The following is an 18,897-nucleotide window of genomic DNA, read 5'->3' as shown; positions in this document are numbered from 1 at the left end:
CAAATGATAAAGCACACACACCAAAAATTATTCCTTGTAGGAGCAATAACGCTCGCTAGTTTAAGCGTAGCGCCGAGTGCTGTGGCAAGTTGTTTGAGTGCTAGTCCTGTATCGATAGAGCGAAAATCTGCATCAATTGCTAGTACGATTGTACAAGCATCAAAGGTCTACGGTGTTGATAAGGCGTTGATCCAAGCAGTTATCGCGGTGGAATCTTGCTTTCAGCAGCGAGCCGTATCCCCAGCGGGTGCTCAAGGTTTTATGCAACTAATGCCAGATACAGCAGATCGTTTTGGTGTGTCTGATAGTTTTAATGCAAAACAGAATATCTATGCGGGTACACGTTACTTGCAGTGGCTGACTAAGCGATTTAACGGAAACTTACGGCATGCATTGGCAGGATATAATGCAGGTGAAGGGCGGGTAGATCAGTATGGTGGTGTGCCGCCGTACCGTGAAACTCAAAAGTATGTGGTCAATGTCTTGGCTATCTACAATCGTCTTGCGCCGGGTAAGTCCACCTATAGAAGTAATACTATTGCTAACGGCTCAGTATACTTTCCTTACGCGCCGCTGCCTAAAGCTAAAGGCCGTACAGTGAAAGTAGTGGGTAGTACTTATAAGAGAGTCGTGGCTCCGCCTAAACCTAAAGCGTTAACAGCAAAACCTGGTCGACAGGGACTTGCTTATATGAAAGAGCAAGCCCCACATTTATTTAAGCAATAATGTTTACGGCTTTAGTAGTGTTACTTGAAAGCCTGTTTTACGTGTGACGCCTGACTTTAATTCGCCCTTATGTTTCCAGCGAATATGGGTGAACTCTGTCGTTTGTGCGGTGACCATTTTGCCTTCTTTGTTCTTTTTCTTTAGCTCACCACTTTTTCCCCAAGTCTTTCCGCCATCAGCTGAAAACAGGACAGTGCTGTTTTCACCCCATGCTGACCCTTTAATAAATTTCGTGGTCTTAGGGATAGGGTTGATGATGCTTACGCCATCAACAGACTTCTTGCTGGTATTCTTGAAATAGGTGCTGTAATAGACTGTTTTTCCCGGAAGGAGTTTTTTAACGGCTATTTTCTTTTCTACTTTCTTGCCGTCTTTTTCTGTTGTTACTGATGACTCAGCCGTTGACCAAACTTTGATTTGCTCTTCAGCGGCCATCACTTTTGAACTTATAGCGCTAAGTGCAACGACGATGAAAATCCAAATTGCAAAGTACTTAACGTCCATTCTGTAGTTATTATTCATTGTGCAGCCTGATTTAGATTATTTTTTATTATAAGTTCAGTCTACACAGTCGCTATGAATTCATCCTGAATGCAGGATAAATAGGGGTTAAATTTATTTTAAAGTTGAACGTTCCTCTAACAACCTTATAAAAGCAGCACTTGCTCCAGACACACTACGTTGTGCGTGCTGCACTAAACCAAGTGTTCGAAACATATTTAACTCTTCGATTTTTATTTCACAAAGGTCGTCGCCAAGCATGGTGCGAGGTAGGGCGCTCCAGCCAAGACCGACAGATACCATCATTCGAATGGTTTCTAGATAGTTTGTTTCCAATACGACGTCGAGTAAGCGTTGTTGTTGAATTAATTGTCCTTCAATAATAGAACGCGTGTAGGTACCTCGGGAAGGTAAAATGGCGCGATGTGCTGAGAGATCTTTTAATGAGACTTCGTTAAGTTTTAGTAGCGGATGACTGTTAGCAACCGCAATACATAACTCATCTTGCCAAATAGGCGTGAGCTTTAGTTGGTTTGAAGCCTTAATAGGCAGTGTCACAACACCCATTTCAAACTCACCTTTTTCTATGCGTTGACAGGCATCCTCTGAGTCCATGAATGCTAGATCTAGTTTAACGTCCGCATATTCTCGGTTAAATTGCTGTAGCGTGTCGGGCAGACGTCTGAGCCCAATATGGTGAGAAGTGACGAGTGATAGCTGGCCACTAATAGAACCACTTAAGTTAGCGATAATCTGCTTTGATTCCTCAATATCACGTATAATGCGCTGCGCATGAGGTAGCAGGGCGCGACCAGATTCATTAAGTAAAATGGTATGACCTGCACGATCAAACAAAGGATGACCTATCCATTGTTCTAATGCGGCAATGCGTTTGCTAACAGCTGGTTGGGTAATAAAGAGTGTATTGGCCGCTTTGGAAAATGATCCAAGCTTGGCGACACTAAGAAAGGCTAAATAGTTACGTGTGTCCATTATTCCTCATGCGACTTGAATAAATGAAAATTATGAATTTGAGTTATCGTGAGCCTGAGCATAACATAGTTCGGGAAACTGCTTAGGAGAAAGGCAAATGGCTGGAAAGACTTTATACGACAAGCTTTGGGATGCCCATGTGGTACGCCAAGATGATGACGGTACTGCGTTACTGTACATCGACCGACACTTAGTACATGAAGTGACATCACCACAGGCGTTTGAAGGCCTGCGTATAGCGAACCGTCCTTTGTGGCGTGCGAGCTCGATTTTGGCGGTGCCAGATCATAATGTACCAACAACGACAGCTGATCGTGGTAATGGTACAGCGGGCATTAGTGACCCGATTTCAAAAATTCAAATTGAAACGCTGAACAGTAACTGTAAATCGTTCAAGGTTAATGCGTTTTCAATGGATGATATTCGTCAAGGTATTGTGCATGTGATTGGGCCTGAACAGGGTGCAACCTTGCCGGGTATGACCGTTGTTTGTGGTGATTCTCACACATCAACGCACGGTGCATTTGGTGCTTTAGCCCACGGTATCGGAACATCTGAAGTAGAGCACGTCATGGCGACGCAGTGCTTAATTCAGAAGAAAATGAAGAACATGCTGGTTAGAGTTAATGGTAAAGCTAGTGAAGGTGTTACCTCTAAAGACATCGTTCTAGCCATTATCGGCAAGATTGGAACAGCCGGTGGTAATGGTTGTGCGATTGAGTTTGCTGGTGAAGCAATTAGCGACTTGAGCATGGAAGGCCGTATGACGGTTTGTAACATGGCTATTGAAGGTGGTGCGCGTGCTGGCATGATCGCGGTAGACCAAAAGACGATTGATTATGTAGAAGGTCGCCCATTTGCACCCACTGGCGAGCAGTGGGAAGCGGCAAAGGCTGCATGGTCTGATCTTAAGTCAGATGATGATGCTGAGTTTGACATTGTTGTTGAGCTTGAAGGTAAAGACATTTTGCCACAGGTGACTTGGGGTACTTCACCAGAGATGGTATTGCCGGTGACTGGAAACGTGCCTAACCCTGCTGACGAAGCAGACTCGGTTAAGAGTAGTGGTATTCAGTCAGCGTTGGATTACATGGGATTGACTGCAGGTCAGCCAATTAATGAAATTCAAATAGACAAAGTATTTATCGGTTCTTGCACAAACTCACGTATCGAAGACTTACGTGCTGCAGCTGTTGTTGCTAAAGGCCGTAAAGTAGCTTCTAACGTGATGTTAGCAATGGTTGTTGCTGGTTCTGGCTTGGTTAAGAAGCAAGCGGAAGATGAAGGTCTAGATGTCATCTTTAAAGATGCTGGTTTCGAGTGGCGTGAGCCGGGCTGCTCTATGTGCTTAGCGATGAATGCTGACCGCCTTGAGCCGGGTGAGCGTTGTGCGTCAACCTCAAACCGTAACTTTGAAAGTCGTCAAGGACAGGGTGGACGTACTCACCTAGTCAGTCCAGCGATGGCAGCAGCAGCGGCAGTATCGGGTCACTTTACTGATGTAAGGAGTTTGTAATGGAAAAGTTTACTATTCATAAAGGTGTGGTTGCACCGCTAGATCGTTCAAACGTGGATACAGATGCGATTATTCCAAAGCAATACCTAAAGTCGATTAAGCGCAGTGGTTTTGGCCCAACGCTATTTGATGACTGGCGTTACAATGAGCCGGGCGAGCCAGGAATGGATCACTCAAAGCGTGAAGTTAATCCTGACTTCGTATTGAACAAGCCTCGTTATAAAGACGCGTCAGTGCTACTAGCACGTCGTAACTTCGGTTGCGGTTCTTCACGTGAGCACGCTGTTTGGGCGTTGGATGATGACGGATTTAGAGCAGTCATCGCTCCTAGTTTTGCTGATATTTTCTTTAATAATAGCTTTAAGAATGGTTTCTTACCGATTGTTTTATCTGAAGAAATCGTGTCTAAGTTGTTTGAGGAAGTTGAAGCGACTGAAGGTTATGAGTTAACCGTAAACCTTGAAGACCAAGTTGTTGTAACGCCTTCAGGTGAAAGCTTTGCTTTTGAAATCGATGACTTCCGTAAGTACTGCTTACTGAATGGTTTGGATGATATTGCACTGACTTTAAAGCACAGTGATGAAATAGCAGCGTATGAAGAGAAGCGTAAAGCGACCTCTCCATGGTTGTTTAACTAAGCGATTAGTGAGTTATTCAGGCAGCTTCTGAGCTGCCTGTTTTATCGATAAAAATCAGATTATTATCTGATTAATCTCAAATGAAAGAAGGAATATAGAATGAGCAACACTTATGATATTGCGATCGTCGGCGCTACCGGTATGGTTGGTGAGACTATGCTGTCTATTTTGGCTGAGCGTAATTTCCCAGTAGGTAAGCTTTTCTTAATTGCGGGCGAAAATACTGCAGGTACTCGTATTGAGTACGAAGGTACTTACTATCAAGTAAGCCGCATCGAAGATTTTGATTTTAGTCAGGTACAGATTGCCTTTTTCTCTGCTGGTTCAGCAGTGTCAGAGGAGTATGCCCCGAAAGCAGCAATGAATGGCTGTGTCGTTATTGATAATACTTCAGCGTTCCGTAATGACCCAGATGTGCCATTAGTGATTCCTGAAGTAAACCCACATGCAGTTGCTGAGTACAGCACACGTGGCATTATTTCTAACCCTAATTGCTCAACGATTCAGATGTTGGTTGCACTAAAGCCTATTCACGACATGGTTAAGATCACCCGTATAAACGTGGCGACTTACCAAGCGGTATCGGGTGCTGGTAAGAAAGGTATTAAGGAGTTAGCAGGTCAAACAGCTAAGTTACTCAATGGTTTGGAAGCTAAGTCTGATCTGTTTTCCAAGCAAATAGCATTCAATGTGTTACCGCATATTGATGAGTTTGAAGAAAATGGCTATACCAAAGAAGAAATGAAGATGGTGCGTGAGACGCAGAAGATCTTTGAAGATGACGAAATTTTGGTAAACCCCACGGCTGTTCGAGTGCCGGTGTTCTTTGGTCACTCTGAAGCGGTACATATAGAGACGCGTGAACCGATTTCTGCACAGGTGGCACGAGAGTTGCTCGCAGCTGCACCTGGTGTGTCACTTCTTGATGAGCGTGAAAATGGTGGTTACCCAACACCGGTTAGCGAGGCAACGGGCAAAGATGACGTGTTTGTTGGTCGTATTCGCTCGGACTTGTCACATGCCAATGGTTTGAATCTGTGGGTAGTAGCTGATAATGTGCGTAAGGGTGCAGCGCTAAATGCTATTCAGATCGCAGAAATTTTGATCAACGATTACCTTTAGTCCCAGTTATACTTGAAAACTGACAGCGAATTGTCACATTATGACACTCGCTCGTCAGTTAGTGACAGTGAAAAAAGATTATTAAGGTTCGATTCAGAGGTTACTTGGTATTAATAGCATCATGTTGAGAAGATTGTTTTTTCGACCAATCCAGATTGAGTGTCATTTTGGGTTTAATACAAATAACTCTTGAATAATAAATACAATAACAATAGAGCACGTTCATGATTCAATTCACCGTCATAAAGGATATAACATCTTGTCGGATACACGGAATGGATAGAGCATCATTGCTACTAAGGGGATTAACAAGTGAATAAAAAGGCCTTAAGCTTAGCTGTATATATGGCTCTTTCCTACCCAGGCATTTCATGGGGATTGGGATTAGGAGAGATAGAGTCTGCTTCGAGTCTGAACCAGCCTTTCAAAGCGAAAATCGATCTACTATCTATCAATGGTGCGGATATACGTAATCTTAATGTTAAGGTTGCATCACCCTCTATATTCCGTCGTGTCGGTATTGATCGTCCTGCTTATTTGAATGGATTGCGTTTCCGCTCAGTCATGGAGAACGGCAAGCCGGTTATTGTGGTGAGTTCTAGCCAGCCTGTTCAAGAGCCATTTATAAACTTCTTGCTAGAAGTTAGCTGGCCTAAGGGGCAGTTACTTAAAGAATATACGGTACTACTTGATCCGCCTGTGTTGATGCAACCCGGTACGTCGGTTGCGGCAAGTAATACGGCAGGTGTTCGAGCAGAGCCTGCACGTGCTGTACAGCAGCCACGACAAGCAGCCTCTACTGGTTCCGCTGCACAGCAAGCGACAAGAGCTCAGATGCAACGTCAGCGTGTTATCGCTGAGCAACGTCAACGTGATGCAAATGCACAGCGTCGTCAACAAGCACTCCAGCAGCAGCGTCAGAGAGCGCAGGCTTCTCAAGCAGCACCGCAACAAAATTCAGATGGTTTACGCCGCCCAGGTAAGCCAATAGCGCAACGATCTGCAGCAGCAACGACTACGCGTAATACTAATGGCAGTCGCACATATCGTGTTCGTAGCGGTGATACGCTTTACAAAGTTGCAGCGAGAACAGGTTATCAAGGTGTTCGTACTGAGCAGATGATGATGGCGCTGTTCGAAGCGAACCCTACAGCGTTCCGTAAGCGTAATATTAATAACTTGAAAGCTGGCGTTGATTTACGTCGTCCATCAATTAATGAAGCTAAGCGCATCAGCTTATCTCAGGCACGTCAGCAAATACGTAGTCAGAGCAGTGAATGGAAGTCTCAGCGTAAGACACAGGTAGCTAGTTCAAATAAGGCACCTTTGAGCAGAGATACCAGACCTGCAGAAACTCAAGCTAATGCACCTCGAACTAATAATAAGTTAGTTGAAGTACTAGGTTCTACAGATAGTAACAACTCAGCTAATAGCGGTAACTTGTCGGGTCAGTCTAAAGTTAATAACTTGAACCGACAGCTAACATTGGCGAGTGAGTCACTGTCAGCGCGTAATCGTGAAAACGATGAGTTGAAGTCACGTGTTTCTGAACTAGAGTCATTGCTTCGTAAGAAAAATCGTTTAATCACGCTTAAGAATGAGCAGTTAGCTGAACTACAAGTCAGCATGGGTCAGCCGCCAACGGCAATGACTGATGGTGGTGATGAGCAAATGGCTCAAATCGCTGATCCAATCAAAGCGCAGGGCGAAGCGATTGGTAACGTGATTCAAGGTGAAGAAGAGAACGGCACAATCGTTCGAAATCAAGATCCTCAGCAAGCGATTATGAACGATACGCAGCCTGAAGTGTTTGAAACACCGATTGAGACAGAAGATCTTGATGATGTCTTATCACCGCCATCTGCTTTCGTAGAAAAAGAGAAGGGTATTCTTGACATAATTAGCTCGCCAATGGTCTTAGGCCTTGGTGCGGGTAGTTTGGCAGCATTACTTCTTGGCTTCTTGTTCTTACGGCGTCGTAACGCAAAAGATGAGTATGATGATTACAGCCCAATCGACTTTGATGATCCAACACTAGCGCCCGGTGCGACTGATTTCGAAAGCGATAACATTACTCCAACATCAAATGATGCGATATCAGCAAGTGATGACCCGTTTGCAGGTTTAGGTGAAGACGCTAAGAAAGTTGAACTGAATAATGACTTCAATGTTGATCCAGCAGATGAATTGTTATCAGAGCCATCACTGGTAGCGGCAGCAGCTCCTTCGGCAATCACAGAGCCTGATGATCTAGATGATGACGGTGATGATATTCTTCAAGAAGCGGACGTTTACATTGTTTATGGTCTTCATGAGCAAGCAGAAGTAGAGCTTAAAAAGGCAATTGAAAAAGAGCCTAAGAATTTAGAATATAGAGCTAAGCTTCTAGAAAACTATAACGCATCAGATAACAAAGAAGCATTTGAAGTGGCAGCGACAGAGTTTGCTCAAATGGATGGCGCTACTAAAGGCCCGCTTTGGGATAAAGTGTCAGGCTGGGGTCGTACATTGTTACCTGCTAGTCCGTTATTTGCAGGTCCTGGTGTTGCAGCAGCCATTCAAGATACTGCTTCAAAAGCAGGCTCAGGTCTTGGTAGTAAGCTTGGCTTAGCGGCAGGTGCAGCAGCTGTTGGTGGTATCGCGGTATCGGCTGGTAAAGCGATCGCAGATACAACTGGAGATAAGTTGTCGGGTGCTAAAGACGCAGTCACAGGCGCTGTAGATGACTTTGGTATCGATATGTCAAGTCTTGATGATACGCCGGTAGCTGATTTAGCCGGAGACCTTCCTGACTTAGGCGACTCTTTAGACTTTGACGAGATGGATTTAGATAGCATGTTGTCTAATGATGTTGAGTTACCGTCGGCAGATATCGTAAAGCCAGAGATTGTCGATAATGCGATTGAAAGTGATGATCTAGACTTCGACTTTAGTGACTTTGAGCTAGACGATGCTAAAGATGCAGCAACCGAAGCCGGTATGGAAGTACCAGAGCTAGTTGAAGGCCTTGATGTTGATGACTTTAGTGACTTAGATCTTGATCTAGGTGGCTCTGAAGATGACTTGTTAAGTAGTCTTGATGATAACGACCTAGGTGTTGCTAATCTTAATCTAGCATTAGATGGAAGCAGCGAAGGTGTCGGTAAGATCCTACCAGAAAGCAGTGGCTACAAGATGTCAGGCGACGTTAAAGCGGCCGCTAGTTCAGATGCACTAGGTGATCTTGATGATGACTTATCATTTCTAGACCTGGGTGATGATGCTGACTTAGATGCAGTAGAAGGTCAGGTTGGTACAAAACTAGATCTAGCAAGAGCCTATATCGACATGGGTGATGTTGACGGTGCACGCGGTACCTTGGAAGAGGTGTTGATGGAAGGTAATGATGCTCAGCGTAAAGAGGCTGAAGAGTTATTGCATAAAGCGGGTTAATATCTCACTTAGATCAGAAAGGCCGAGCATTTGCTCGGCCTTTTTTGTTTTAGCCTGTTAGAATACTTTTTTGAAAAAAATCTGTAACGCTCATGAAATACGCAGCATGCATTGAATATGATGGTAGTGCCTACTCTGGTTGGCAGTATCAAGATCACGCGCCGTCAGTGCAGGGCGACGTTGAAGCCGCTTTGTCCAGAGTTGCTAATCACCCTATTAAAATAGTCTGTGCGGGGCGTACCGATACAGGTGTACATGGCATCGGTCAGATTATTCACTTTGAAAGTGATGCTGAGCGGACATTAGCGTCATGGCAGTTGGGCACAAATAGTAATTTAGCTGAGACTGTTGTCGTACGTTGGATTAAGCCTGTGGATGATAGCTTTCATGCGCGTTTCTCTGCGGGTGCTCGCCGCTATCGTTATATCATTCTTAATCGCGAAACACGTCCGGCTATTCTTAGCAATCGGGTTGCAAACTACCGCAAGCCACTCAACGCTGAATTAATGAATCAAGCTGCACAGCACTTACTGGGTGAGCAAGACTTCACGAGCTTACGTGCGGCAGGTTGTCAGGCGAAACATGCGGTACGAACTATTCACGATATCCAAGTGACTCGTTCTGGTGACTTTATTTACCTTGATGTAAAAGCCAACGCATTTTTGTATCATATGGTTCGCAATATTGCGGGAACATTGTTTGTCGTAGGGGAAGGTTTACAGCCTGTTGAGTGGGTGCCAGAGTTAATGGCTAAGCTTAATCGACGCGAAGCCGGTGCGACAGCACCTCCGGGTGGACTGTACTTTGTGCATGTTGATTACCCTGAAGAGTTTGCGTTACCGACTGAGTATCAATTGCCTTGGTTTAACGTGTGATATTTGGCGTTATAAAAAAGGCCCGCACTGTTCAATATGATTGAGTAGCGCGGGCCTTTTCTATTTTTGAGCGAGTTTTTAAACGCTGCGCAAAATCCGATTTATAATTTAGGCGTAATTAAGTCATACGCAACGCGTAAATTAATGAAGCTCAGTTTTAAGCTAATAGCTTCTTTATGATGCGATAGTAAATCTCTTCCAAAGGCTCTAAATCATCCACCTCAACGCATTCGTTGGTTTGGTGGATAGTTTCATTCCTAGGGCCCAACTCAAGTACTTGAGCGCCTGTAGGTGCTATAAAGCGACCATCTGACGTTCCACCTGAGGTCGATAGCTCCGTTTTAGTGCCCGTTACTTCAGCGATCGACTCAACAGCTGCTGCGACTAGCTCGCCTTTAGCGGTTAGGAATGGATTACCTGATAACACCCACTTAACGTCGTAATCAAGCTCATGCTTTTCCAGTAGCGCAGTCACACGCTCTTGAAGCTGCTCTGACGTGATTTCTGTTGAGAAGCGGAAATTGAAAATAATATCAATCGTACCTGGAACAACATTCGTTGCCCCCGTGCCAGAGTTAATATTAGACACTTGGAAAGTAGTTGGTGGGAAAAAGTCATTCCCCATATCCCACTGCATTTTGGTTAGCTCATCCAGCATTGGTGTTGCTAAATGTACTGGGTTTCTTGCAAGGTGTGGGTAGGCGACATGACCTTGTTTGCCTTTCACTGTCAGGTAAGCGTTTAATGAGCCACGACGGCCATTCTTGATAACGTCACCTAGTGTATTTGTGCTTGACGGCTCACCGACTAAACACCAGTCCATTTTTTCGTTACGTGCTTCAAGTGTCTCGACAACCTTGACCGTACCATTGATTGATGGACCTTCTTCATCACTGGTAATCAGGTAAGCGATAGAGCCTCTGTGATCTGGGTGGTCTTTGACAAAACGCTCGGTAGCAACTGTAAACGCTGCGATACTCGCTTTCATGTCCGCTGAGCCACGCCCATAAAGGAGTCCATCACGAATCTCAGCGTTAAATGGATCACTATCCCAGTCAGTAATCGGGCCTGTTGGAACAACGTCAGTATGACCTGCAAAGCACAATAGAGGGCGCTTAGTTCCACGACGTAACCAAATATTATCTACGTCTTCAAAGCGTAAATGCTCAGTTTTGAAACCTAGTGGTTCAAGTCGGTTACAGAGTAGCTGTTGGCAGCCCGCATCTTCAGGTGTAACAGAGTTACGGTTGATCAGTGCTTTGGTGAGTTCTAAAGTATGGTTCATGGTGCTTCCGTTTGTTGCCCGAATTCAATGATTAGGCAAGTGATCAGTCAAATAATTGGTCGTAAGCTTTTTCACTAAAGCCAACGAGAACGCCATCAGGATGTTCCATCACAGGACGTTTAATCAAAGTAGGCTGATCTTCCATAACCATTGTCGCCAATACTTCATTGATATTTTCTTTAGTTTCGTCAGGTAACTGACGCCACGTTGTACTGCGCTTGTTGAGTAGCTTTTCCCAGCCTAACTCACGACACCATGCCGCCAGTTGGACAGGGTTGAGGCCATCTTCACGGAAGTCATGAAACGTGTACTCAACATTCTTAGCATCTAAATATTTGCGCGCCTTTTTGACGGTGTCGCAGTTTTTGATGCCGTATAAAATAACAGTCATTTAAAGTCCTTTAGAAAAAACGCTTAATACCACGGTACTTAGGCGCTTTTGAGTCAGGTTGGTTTAAGTATTCTTTGATTCCCCAGCTACCAAAAAACTGTGGTGGTCGAGGAGCTGAGAACACAACAAATAACTGGTCACCTGTAATGCGCTTCCAGTTGTTGAGAAATTCAACATACAAGCCTTCCATTGGGTTGGCGCGGTTAGCACCGATTAGCTGCGGGTTTGGTTTGTCTTTAGTTGAGCGAGTGCCTTGTGCCACAAGGTGTTGACCACCTTCATAAGCAATTAGCTTCACTTTAAATTTGTCTGCTTGGACTTTCTGACGCTCTAACATCTTGTAAACGTTATCCATTGAGTATGGGTTCTTAGGGTCTTTAAGTAAGCGGAAAACATCTGGCACCGTGTGTACTTCATGCAAGTTACGCTGATGTACAAAGAAGTAGGGTGCAATCGCAAAAGCATCCACTGACTTATAAGCACTCATGTAATTAAGCAGAATAGGGGTCAGACGAGGGTTAGCAGACCAACCGCCCAGTACTCTAGTAAATGGTCTTGAAGAGCCATAAACCTGCGTCCAAATATTGAATATTTCCAATGAACGCTTAACGTAAAACTTATGTCCTGCCTGAGCGCGGTCCACATCTAGTTTTTGCTTCAAGCCCATTGCTTTGGTGTAGCTAGCACTTGAAAAGGCACTGTTCCAAGCTTCGTTAGTGTACTCAAGATAAGGCTTCAGGTGAGGGCGTAAGTGCTTCTTTACATACAAAGCATAGTTACGGATTAAGTTGTTATCAGCTTCTTGCGGAATGTTAAACCAAGGCGTCGCGTTCAGCTTATTTGCTAACTTAACCATTACCTCTAGTGGTACACCACGTCTTCCTTCTGAACCAGCCCATGTAGCCTGTTCCATAGTCGGTAGTGCATTCCAGTCAGATACATGATTACGCGTAATCCCTGAAATATTCATCATGCGAATCACTTTAAAGCTACGCATGAAATTTAAGTAGTCAGGATTAAACAGAATATGTTTGTGGTATTTCTCAAAAGACTGAAAGTTACCAGAGCATTGCTTGGCACTATTTACGCGCTTGAAAGGGTTGTTTGCACAGATACCGCCAGGTAGTAAGAAGCGGATATTACGAACATAGTTTTTTGGATTGCTTCGCTTGATCAGCATAGTGACTTGCAACCACTGATCTTTCCCAGCACGTACTTGAACGATATCTTTCCCTGGAGCACTGTGAACAACACGAGCATCAGCACCATAAGTTAGCTGGCCTTCACCGTCATATAGCACGGTGTAGTTGCCATCAGGCAGTGTGCCGGCAGGCACCCAGTGAATGACGTTAGAGCCTGCTACACCACCTTTAAGATTGCTAGGCCAGCCATTTTTATCATATTCGATATAGCCTTTCGTGAGTCTGTTTGACTCATCGAAAGGTTTTGACATCTTCATCAGATCAACAAACGGTGCGCTAGCGTCTTGCTCCGTCACTTCATTGGTATTGATACCCAAAGGCATCTTCGCGTGAGCTTGAACGCTGGACAGTGCTAATAAAGCACTGCCCACGATAAGTGTTAATAATTTACGATAATTAGCCATAGTTACGTCCTTGTGCCTTAGGGTAATGATATTTATAGTTATAGTTATTAATCACAAAGAGCGGTGTTACTTACCCTTTAGATTTTTTCTGTAATCAGGGCCGTTCTTATCCAATCGATAAAGCTGACTAGGCGACAACTTCGCGCGCTTTTTGCCCTTATCTTGGAATGGATTTTCAGACGTTCTAAATTCTACACGAACCTGAGTACCCTTTAGATTGAGGGTAATACGGAAGTAGTTCATCAAATAGCGCTTGTAGCTATTAGGAATTTTGTTGGTTTGATTACCGTGGATTATCACTACAAACGGATTATTACCACCTTGGTGGGCATAACGTAGTTTGATACGGAAGCCATTGATAAGTGGTGGTTGGTGTTCTTTCAGTGCTGTTTCTAACATACGTGTTAGACGTGGCGTTGACACCTTAATCATTGAAGATTCGTGCGCTTCATGGACTGACTTGTAAAGATTACCGACGCCTGTACCGTGAAGTGCTGAGATAAAGTGCTTTTCTGCGAAACTAATGAAAGGCAGCTTCAAGTCTAGTTTATCAACGATCTGTTCACGCTCGTAAGTGTCAAGACCATCCCACTTATTGATCGCAACCACTAATGCACGGCCTGATTCTAAAATCATGCCGAGTAGGTGAGCGTCTTGATCAGTAATTGTTTCGTGAGCATCTAGTAGCATAATGACAACATGAGCCACTTCGATTGCTTGTAGCGTCTTTACGATACTGAATTTTTCAACCGCTTCATTAATCTTTCCGCGACGACGAATACCCGCTGTATCAATCAGCGTATAGCGTTGTTCATCACGTTCAAAAGGAATGAAAATACTGTCGCGAGTTGTACCCGGCTTGTCAAAAGCAATAACACGCTCTTCACCCATGATGCGGTTGATTAGCGTTGATTTACCAACATTTGGACGACCGATGAATGCAATACGAATACTGTCATCATTCTCATCTGGCTGCTCTTCTGCTTCACCTTCTGGCGCTTCTTCCAGAATCTGATTCATCATTTGCGTAACACCACGACCCTGAGTCGCAGCAATAGCAAACATACCGTCAAAACCAAGACCGTAAAACTCAGTCAGTGCTTGATCAGGATCAACAGCATCAGTTTTATTGACCGCTAGATAAACGATTTTACCTTGACGACGTAGGCGCTCAGCAACAAGCTCATCTGCGCCTGTTAAACCTTGCTTACCATCTACTAGAAACAGAACAATGCTCGCTTCATCAACGGCTAGCCATGTTTGCTTAGCCATGTACTCATCAATACCAGCATCGTCACCGCTTAGTCCGCCGGTGTCGATAATGAGATAGTCTCTCTCGCCAATAACACCCGTACCGTATTTACGGTCACGCGTTAGGCCAGGGAAGTCTGCTACCAATGCATCACGAGATTTAGTGACACGGTTGAATAGGGTGGATTTGCCGACATTTGGACGGCCGACGAGGGCGATTACAGGTCTCATAGGTGCAGATTGCGATGTTCTGAATAAAGGCGGATTATAACAAAAATAGAGAAAGGATGCGTTTTATTTATTTTGATTAGTAATTTGGTTTTCTTTTGCAAAATAACGCTCTGTAACATCATCTAAAGGGAACATAAGTTCTATTTTAAAACAACCAATCGCCAAGTCTTGAACAGCGCCAAGCTCCGTAATCGTAGAAAATACACTGAGGGCCTGACCATCAATATTAAACTTCATGTTTAAGATGATACCGTTATCCGCTGGAGCGATGGATTGATCTTGAAGAACGGCTAATAATTTGTGTTCAAGCTCAGTCAGTTTTGGGTCACCGCCATTATGTGAATTTTCACTTTTAATGCGATGCGCTAACAGATTAATAACCTCATAATAATTATTGATAAAGCGCCGATCAAAATTAGGACTCACCAGTGCATCAACAATACTGCTACTGCCTAGAAGGCCAACTTTGGTTAATAAGTTGATCATAGCCGCGTTGCCACGTACAACATTCCATTGATGGTCGAGAACAAACGCAGGGTAAGGCATTTGTTTTTCAATGATTCGATCTATCGCCTGATAGATGGGTTTAAGTTCTTCGTGTTGCTCTGATAACTGCTGGTAGATAGGCGTATGGCCTGCAAGCCGCAAGGCACGATTTAATTCTAGCCGAGGTAGCTCCAGAAACAGCTGTAAATGCAATATCATGTTTCTACTAGGTGTTGCTCGGCCGGTTTCAATAAAGCTTAAGTGCTTTGAAGAGACGTCAGCATCTACCGCAAGTTGCAGCTGGCTATAACGGCGTTTCTTGCGCCACTCACGTAAGATTGCACCACATTCATTATCATTTTTCATGTTTGTTCCTAGTGAGTTTAGGTATTACCTTTGAGGTAATTGTTTTACCGCTAGGCTCAACACTATGATGGTATTTATTTAAACGGTAAATAGCCATGTCCCTAGATCTACGCTTTAAGTTGATGCGCATCATTGCAGTCATTTTTGCACTGTATACAGTTATTTGGGGTCTTGCGCCTTATACAGCAATCAATCTACCCTCAAGATTTTTGCTCGATGTACTTGATTGGCCTATCGATAATATGGCCGTGGCATTAGATCAAAATACTAAATGGTTATCGGCAATTGGGGCTAGTTTATTGGGTGCTGTTTCTGTCTTTCTTTGGGGGATTGTAGCGCCAGCGTTAAAAAGAGGCGATGTTGAAATTGCTAAGACGACCTTGCAGGCATTTATTGTGTGGTATGTGATTGATAGTGCTGGGTCAATTGCTGCGGGAGTACCATCAAATGTTGTATTTAATACGGCTTACTTAATATTGGTGTTAATACCGTTATTGGGCATGCCTAAAAATCTTAATAAGCCTGATAAGGGCGGTTAGCAGTATACGTCGTCAGATCTGACTCATAACCGTTTAGAAATTAAAAACGGCGCAGAAGCTAGGGGAAACTTCAGCGCCATTTATTAACATGAGTGTTTAACATTGTTAATTACAACAGTGTGCCGTCTACCTTAAATAGGCCTGACAGCTGGTTGTTGTGAATAGTCGATTTTTCGCTCTCGGCTTCTGCAAGTGTTGAGCCTTTCACTACACTATCTAAGATATGAAGGAATAGTGCTGAACGTCTAGGTTGCGCACGTTCGAAGTCTTCAGCTTGATAGCCTTGAGCTGATGACGCAACCTGTTCCTTAGAGAGTTCTTTCGAAATTTCTAGTGATAGTTCCGCAGTGATATCGTTAAGCAAGTTTTCGCTAACTTCTGGCGCTTTAATACCGCTTTGTGCTAAAGCCGTTTGGCCAAATATCACAGCTGCTAAGAATGCATAGGTCATTAATTTTTTATTTTTCATATGTGACACTCTTTTGTTATTCGGGGGCATACCAGATTGGGGGAAATGATATGTGTTGTAGAGTTACTTCATATTATAAGGATACTATAGTAGAAGGGTATTTTTATCAGACTAGTGGCTTTGAGACAAAGAGTGTCTAATTGTACCAGTATGTTCTTTTAGAATAGACAAAGGTCAGTCAGTAGCAACAAGAACTAGCAGTCTTGTTGCTACAAAATAATACCTTATAGACCAGATTGAATTCTTTTTGCCTCATTATGCCCAGCTGCTGCTGCTTGCTGAATCCAGAAATTAGCGTCGTTACTGCCGTTTTTCTTCTGTTTTAAGATGAGTGCTAACTGATACTGAGCCTCTGTTTGTCCTTGCTTTGCAGCATGGGAATACCAAAGTTCAGCTTGACTCAGATTAGTAGGAATACGACCTTCGAAGCCTGTTTGGTAAAGCTGACCCAATAAGAACTGAGCATTTTTCAAACCTGAGCTAGCTGCGCTAGTAATTAAGTTGAGTGCTTTACTAGAGTCAGCCGCTACTTGCTCACCGAGTAAGTACTTTATACCCAGGTTTTGTTGTGCATTAGCATTGCCGCTGTTAGCTGCTGATTGGTACCAACGAATCGCTGAAGCATTATCAACTGCAATACCATCGCCACGCTCATACATAAGTGCAAGGTTGAACTGTGCACCATCAACGCCTTGTCTTGCAGCCTTGTTTAATAACTCAAAAGCTAACTTAGGGTTACGTGGTGTATTGTCTCCACGCAGGTGGTGTATGCCCAATAGAAACTGTGCTTTACCATGATTACTCTTCGATGCTGCTTGCAACCAGCGAATCGCTTCTGTCGGTTGAGATGCTACACCATTAAGAGTGCTTTTATACAACGTCGCTAATACATACTGCGCTTCAACATCGCCACGCTGTGCGATCACTTGCATAACTTTGCGAGCTTCTGGCAAGTTTGCGAAAGGCGCAGACTCATTCGTTAGCAGAAGCGCAAGGTTAAAGTGAGCATTTCTGTGACCGTTTTTAGTCGCAATTTCGTAGTAAGTTTTTGCTTGTTGATAGTCTTTTTTAACACCAACGCCCATTTCATGCAGTGACGCGAGTTCAAAAGCCGCCATTGGGTGGCCTTGATTCGCTGCTTGTCGAAGAAGGTTAATACCTTGCCCGAGTTTATTCTGCTTAATGAGAGCTGTACCATTTTGGAACAGCTGCTCAATAGAAGCAGATTGTTGGATTGTCGTATTAGTAGAAGTGGTGTCGGCTGAAACAATAACAGGTGAAAAAGCGACAAGTCCGAATAAAGCTGCGCCAGCAAAGCGCGTTGCAAACGTATTCATTTAGCATCCCCTAGATGATTATTTTTATATTCAATCGTGTAATAATCGTACAGCCGAATGCTAGTTGTGTAAATTTTACTGGACCAACGGTATCGCTTTTTATGTGTTGTCTATGTTATGAGATATCAATCTTTTCAACTGTTTGGCGAATAGTACTCACTAGTTTTCGGACAGCTTCCATTCTCGGATAATTACTTCTGATCACAGCCACTATTTCTCTAATGGGTTGAGGCTCAGAGAAAGTGGTATAGCTAATCATAGGAGAGTTAGGTTGATTAACGATGGATAGTTTAGGTAAGAGCGTAATACCAGAGCCGCTCGCTACCATATAACGTAATGTCTCTAAACTCGTTGCCTTAAAACGAGTGTCTTCCTCAGCGCCTGCGGTAAAGCAGTACCCCATTGCTTGGTCGCGTAAGCAATGACCATCTTCAAGCGTCAAGATCGTGTCATTTTTCAAATCAGATAACTTTAAGGTCTCCTTCTGGCTTAGTCGGTGCTTGGGTGGTGTGGCAAGCACAAGCGGTTCATCCATTAATTTATAGCGCTCAAACCGCTTCATCTCATCATCTATCCAAGGCAGTATCAGGACATCCATGTCGCCATTATCAAGATCTTGTAACAGTGTTTTTGTTTGCTTCTCATATAAGTAGAGCTTCACATTGGGCATAGCTTGCGACAGTGCAGGCATAATGTGAGGTAGTAAATAGGGCGCTAACGTCGGAATTAAACCGATGTGTAACGCGCCAGCTAATGGGTCAGCTAGGGTTTTAGCCGTTGCTTCAAACTCTTTTGCGCTATTCAGGACGACACGTGCTTGAGTACAGAGCGCATTGCCAGCGGTAGTCAGCATGACATTTCTAGGGTGTCGCTCCACTAGCGTCAAACCTAAGTGCTCTTCTAGTTTACGAATTTGGGCACTTAGGGTGGGTTGACTGACATTACAGGCATCCGCTGCTTTACCAAAATGTTTATGTCGTTCGATAGCATCTAAGTACTCTAAGTCGCGAAGTTTGATCATGGTGTCTCCTTAATTATCGATAGATAATAACAATCGCAAAGATAGTTGCAAATGATTTTATCTATTGCTTAATTTTGCTTACTATAACCACAGAAATACAGAACACCCTTTT

General features: G+C 43.9%; 17 protein-coding genes. 7 read left to right on the top strand and 10 right to left on the bottom strand.

Annotated elements, in window-relative coordinates; translation table 11 throughout:
* Positions 1 to 3 precede the first annotated feature (3 nt).
* Positions 4 to 726: a lytic transglycosylase domain-containing protein gene (locus DKT75_RS00635; protein ID WP_109821505.1), complete on the top strand. Its 723-nt coding sequence runs from the start codon at positions 4 to 6 to the stop codon at positions 724 to 726.
* A gap of 3 nt (positions 727 to 729) precedes the next feature.
* Here DKT75_RS00635 and DKT75_RS00630 read toward each other — a convergent pair whose 3' ends face one another.
* A complete protein-coding gene (locus DKT75_RS00630) occupies positions 730 to 1,248 on the bottom strand; it encodes a hypothetical protein (RefSeq protein ID WP_109821504.1) in 519 nt (172 codons plus the stop codon).
* A gap of 93 nt (positions 1,249 to 1,341) precedes the next feature.
* Positions 1,342 to 2,220 carry a LysR family transcriptional regulator gene (locus DKT75_RS00625; RefSeq protein ID WP_109821503.1) on the bottom strand — a complete coding sequence of 293 codons (879 nt, stop codon included), beginning with the start codon at positions 2,218 to 2,220 and terminating at the stop codon, positions 1,342 to 1,344.
* Positions 2,221 to 2,317: 97 nt separating this feature from the next.
* Between DKT75_RS00625 and leuC the strand changes: the two genes are divergently transcribed.
* The 5 genes from leuC to truA all read left to right on the top strand — a co-directional run bounded on the left by leuC (position 2,318) and on the right by truA (position 9,803).
* The gene (leuC, locus tag DKT75_RS00620; protein ID WP_109821502.1) at positions 2,318 to 3,736 is read left to right on the top strand and encodes a 3-isopropylmalate dehydratase large subunit; all 1,419 of its coding nucleotides are present in this window, start codon (positions 2,318 to 2,320) and stop codon (positions 3,734 to 3,736) included.
* Positions 3,736 to 4,374, top strand: a complete 639-nt coding sequence (gene leuD, locus DKT75_RS00615) for a 3-isopropylmalate dehydratase small subunit (protein ID WP_109821501.1) — start codon at positions 3,736 to 3,738, stop codon at positions 4,372 to 4,374. Before leuC ends, leuD begins: the two co-directional genes overlap by 1 nt.
* 99 nt (positions 4,375 to 4,473) lie before the next feature.
* Positions 4,474 to 5,496, top strand: coding sequence for an aspartate-semialdehyde dehydrogenase (locus DKT75_RS00610; protein ID WP_109821500.1), 1,023 nt, complete (start codon positions 4,474 to 4,476; stop codon positions 5,494 to 5,496).
* A 345-nt stretch (positions 5,497 to 5,841) separates the two neighbouring features.
* Positions 5,842 to 8,928, top strand: coding sequence for a motility hub landmark protein FimV (locus DKT75_RS00605; RefSeq protein ID WP_146201292.1), 3,087 nt, complete (start codon positions 5,842 to 5,844; stop codon positions 8,926 to 8,928).
* A 92-nt stretch (positions 8,929 to 9,020) separates the two neighbouring features.
* Positions 9,021 to 9,803, top strand: coding sequence for a tRNA pseudouridine(38-40) synthase TruA (truA, locus tag DKT75_RS00600; protein ID WP_109821498.1), 783 nt, complete (start codon positions 9,021 to 9,023; stop codon positions 9,801 to 9,803).
* Between the two features lie 157 nt (positions 9,804 to 9,960).
* On the opposite strand, the gene dapE is transcribed toward truA, so the two are convergent.
* From dapE to DKT75_RS00575, 5 genes are all read right to left on the bottom strand, one after another.
* The gene (gene dapE, locus DKT75_RS00595) at positions 9,961 to 11,088 is read right to left on the bottom strand and encodes a succinyl-diaminopimelate desuccinylase (protein ID WP_109821497.1); all 1,128 of its coding nucleotides are present in this window, start codon (positions 11,086 to 11,088) and stop codon (positions 9,961 to 9,963) included.
* Between the two features lie 43 nt (positions 11,089 to 11,131).
* Positions 11,132 to 11,479 carry an ArsC family reductase gene (locus tag DKT75_RS00590; RefSeq protein ID WP_109821496.1) on the bottom strand — a complete coding sequence of 116 codons (348 nt, stop codon included), beginning with the start codon at positions 11,477 to 11,479 and terminating at the stop codon, positions 11,132 to 11,134.
* A gap of 10 nt (positions 11,480 to 11,489) precedes the next feature.
* Positions 11,490 to 13,085, bottom strand: coding sequence for a hypothetical protein (locus tag DKT75_RS00585; RefSeq protein WP_109821495.1), 1,596 nt, complete (start codon positions 13,083 to 13,085; stop codon positions 11,490 to 11,492).
* 66 nt (positions 13,086 to 13,151) lie between these two features.
* Positions 13,152 to 14,567, bottom strand: a complete 1,416-nt coding sequence (gene der, locus DKT75_RS00580; protein WP_109821494.1) for a ribosome biogenesis GTPase Der — start codon at positions 14,565 to 14,567, stop codon at positions 13,152 to 13,154.
* A gap of 63 nt (positions 14,568 to 14,630) precedes the next feature.
* Positions 14,631 to 15,419: a helix-turn-helix domain-containing protein gene (locus tag DKT75_RS00575; RefSeq protein WP_109821493.1), complete on the bottom strand. Its 789-nt coding sequence runs from the start codon at positions 15,417 to 15,419 to the stop codon at positions 14,631 to 14,633.
* Positions 15,420 to 15,514: 95 nt separating this feature from the next.
* On the opposite strand from DKT75_RS00575, the gene DKT75_RS00570 reads away from it, so the two are divergent.
* Complete coding sequence (locus tag DKT75_RS00570) at positions 15,515 to 15,958, top strand: hypothetical protein (RefSeq protein WP_109821492.1); 444 nt, start codon at positions 15,515 to 15,517, stop codon at positions 15,956 to 15,958.
* 109 nt (positions 15,959 to 16,067) lie between these two features.
* On the opposite strand, the gene DKT75_RS00565 is transcribed toward DKT75_RS00570, so the two are convergent.
* From DKT75_RS00565 to oxyR, 3 genes are all read right to left on the bottom strand, one after another.
* Positions 16,068 to 16,427 carry a hypothetical protein gene (locus DKT75_RS00565; protein ID WP_109821491.1) on the bottom strand — a complete coding sequence of 120 codons (360 nt, stop codon included), beginning with the start codon at positions 16,425 to 16,427 and terminating at the stop codon, positions 16,068 to 16,070.
* Positions 16,428 to 16,651: 224 nt separating this feature from the next.
* Positions 16,652 to 17,764 carry an SEL1-like repeat protein gene (locus tag DKT75_RS00560; protein ID WP_109821490.1) on the bottom strand — a complete coding sequence of 371 codons (1,113 nt, stop codon included), beginning with the start codon at positions 17,762 to 17,764 and terminating at the stop codon, positions 16,652 to 16,654.
* 115 nt (positions 17,765 to 17,879) lie between these two features.
* Positions 17,880 to 18,785, bottom strand: coding sequence for a DNA-binding transcriptional regulator OxyR (gene oxyR / locus DKT75_RS00555; RefSeq protein WP_109821489.1), 906 nt, complete (start codon positions 18,783 to 18,785; stop codon positions 17,880 to 17,882).
* Positions 18,786 to 18,897: the final 112 nt, after the last annotated feature.

The organism is Leucothrix arctica (assembly GCF_003172895.1).
GTDB lineage: Bacteria > Pseudomonadota > Gammaproteobacteria > Thiotrichales > Thiotrichaceae > Leucothrix > Leucothrix arctica.
Note: the sequence above shows the minus strand (reverse complement) of the source record. Positions and strands in the feature narration are given on the sequence as shown.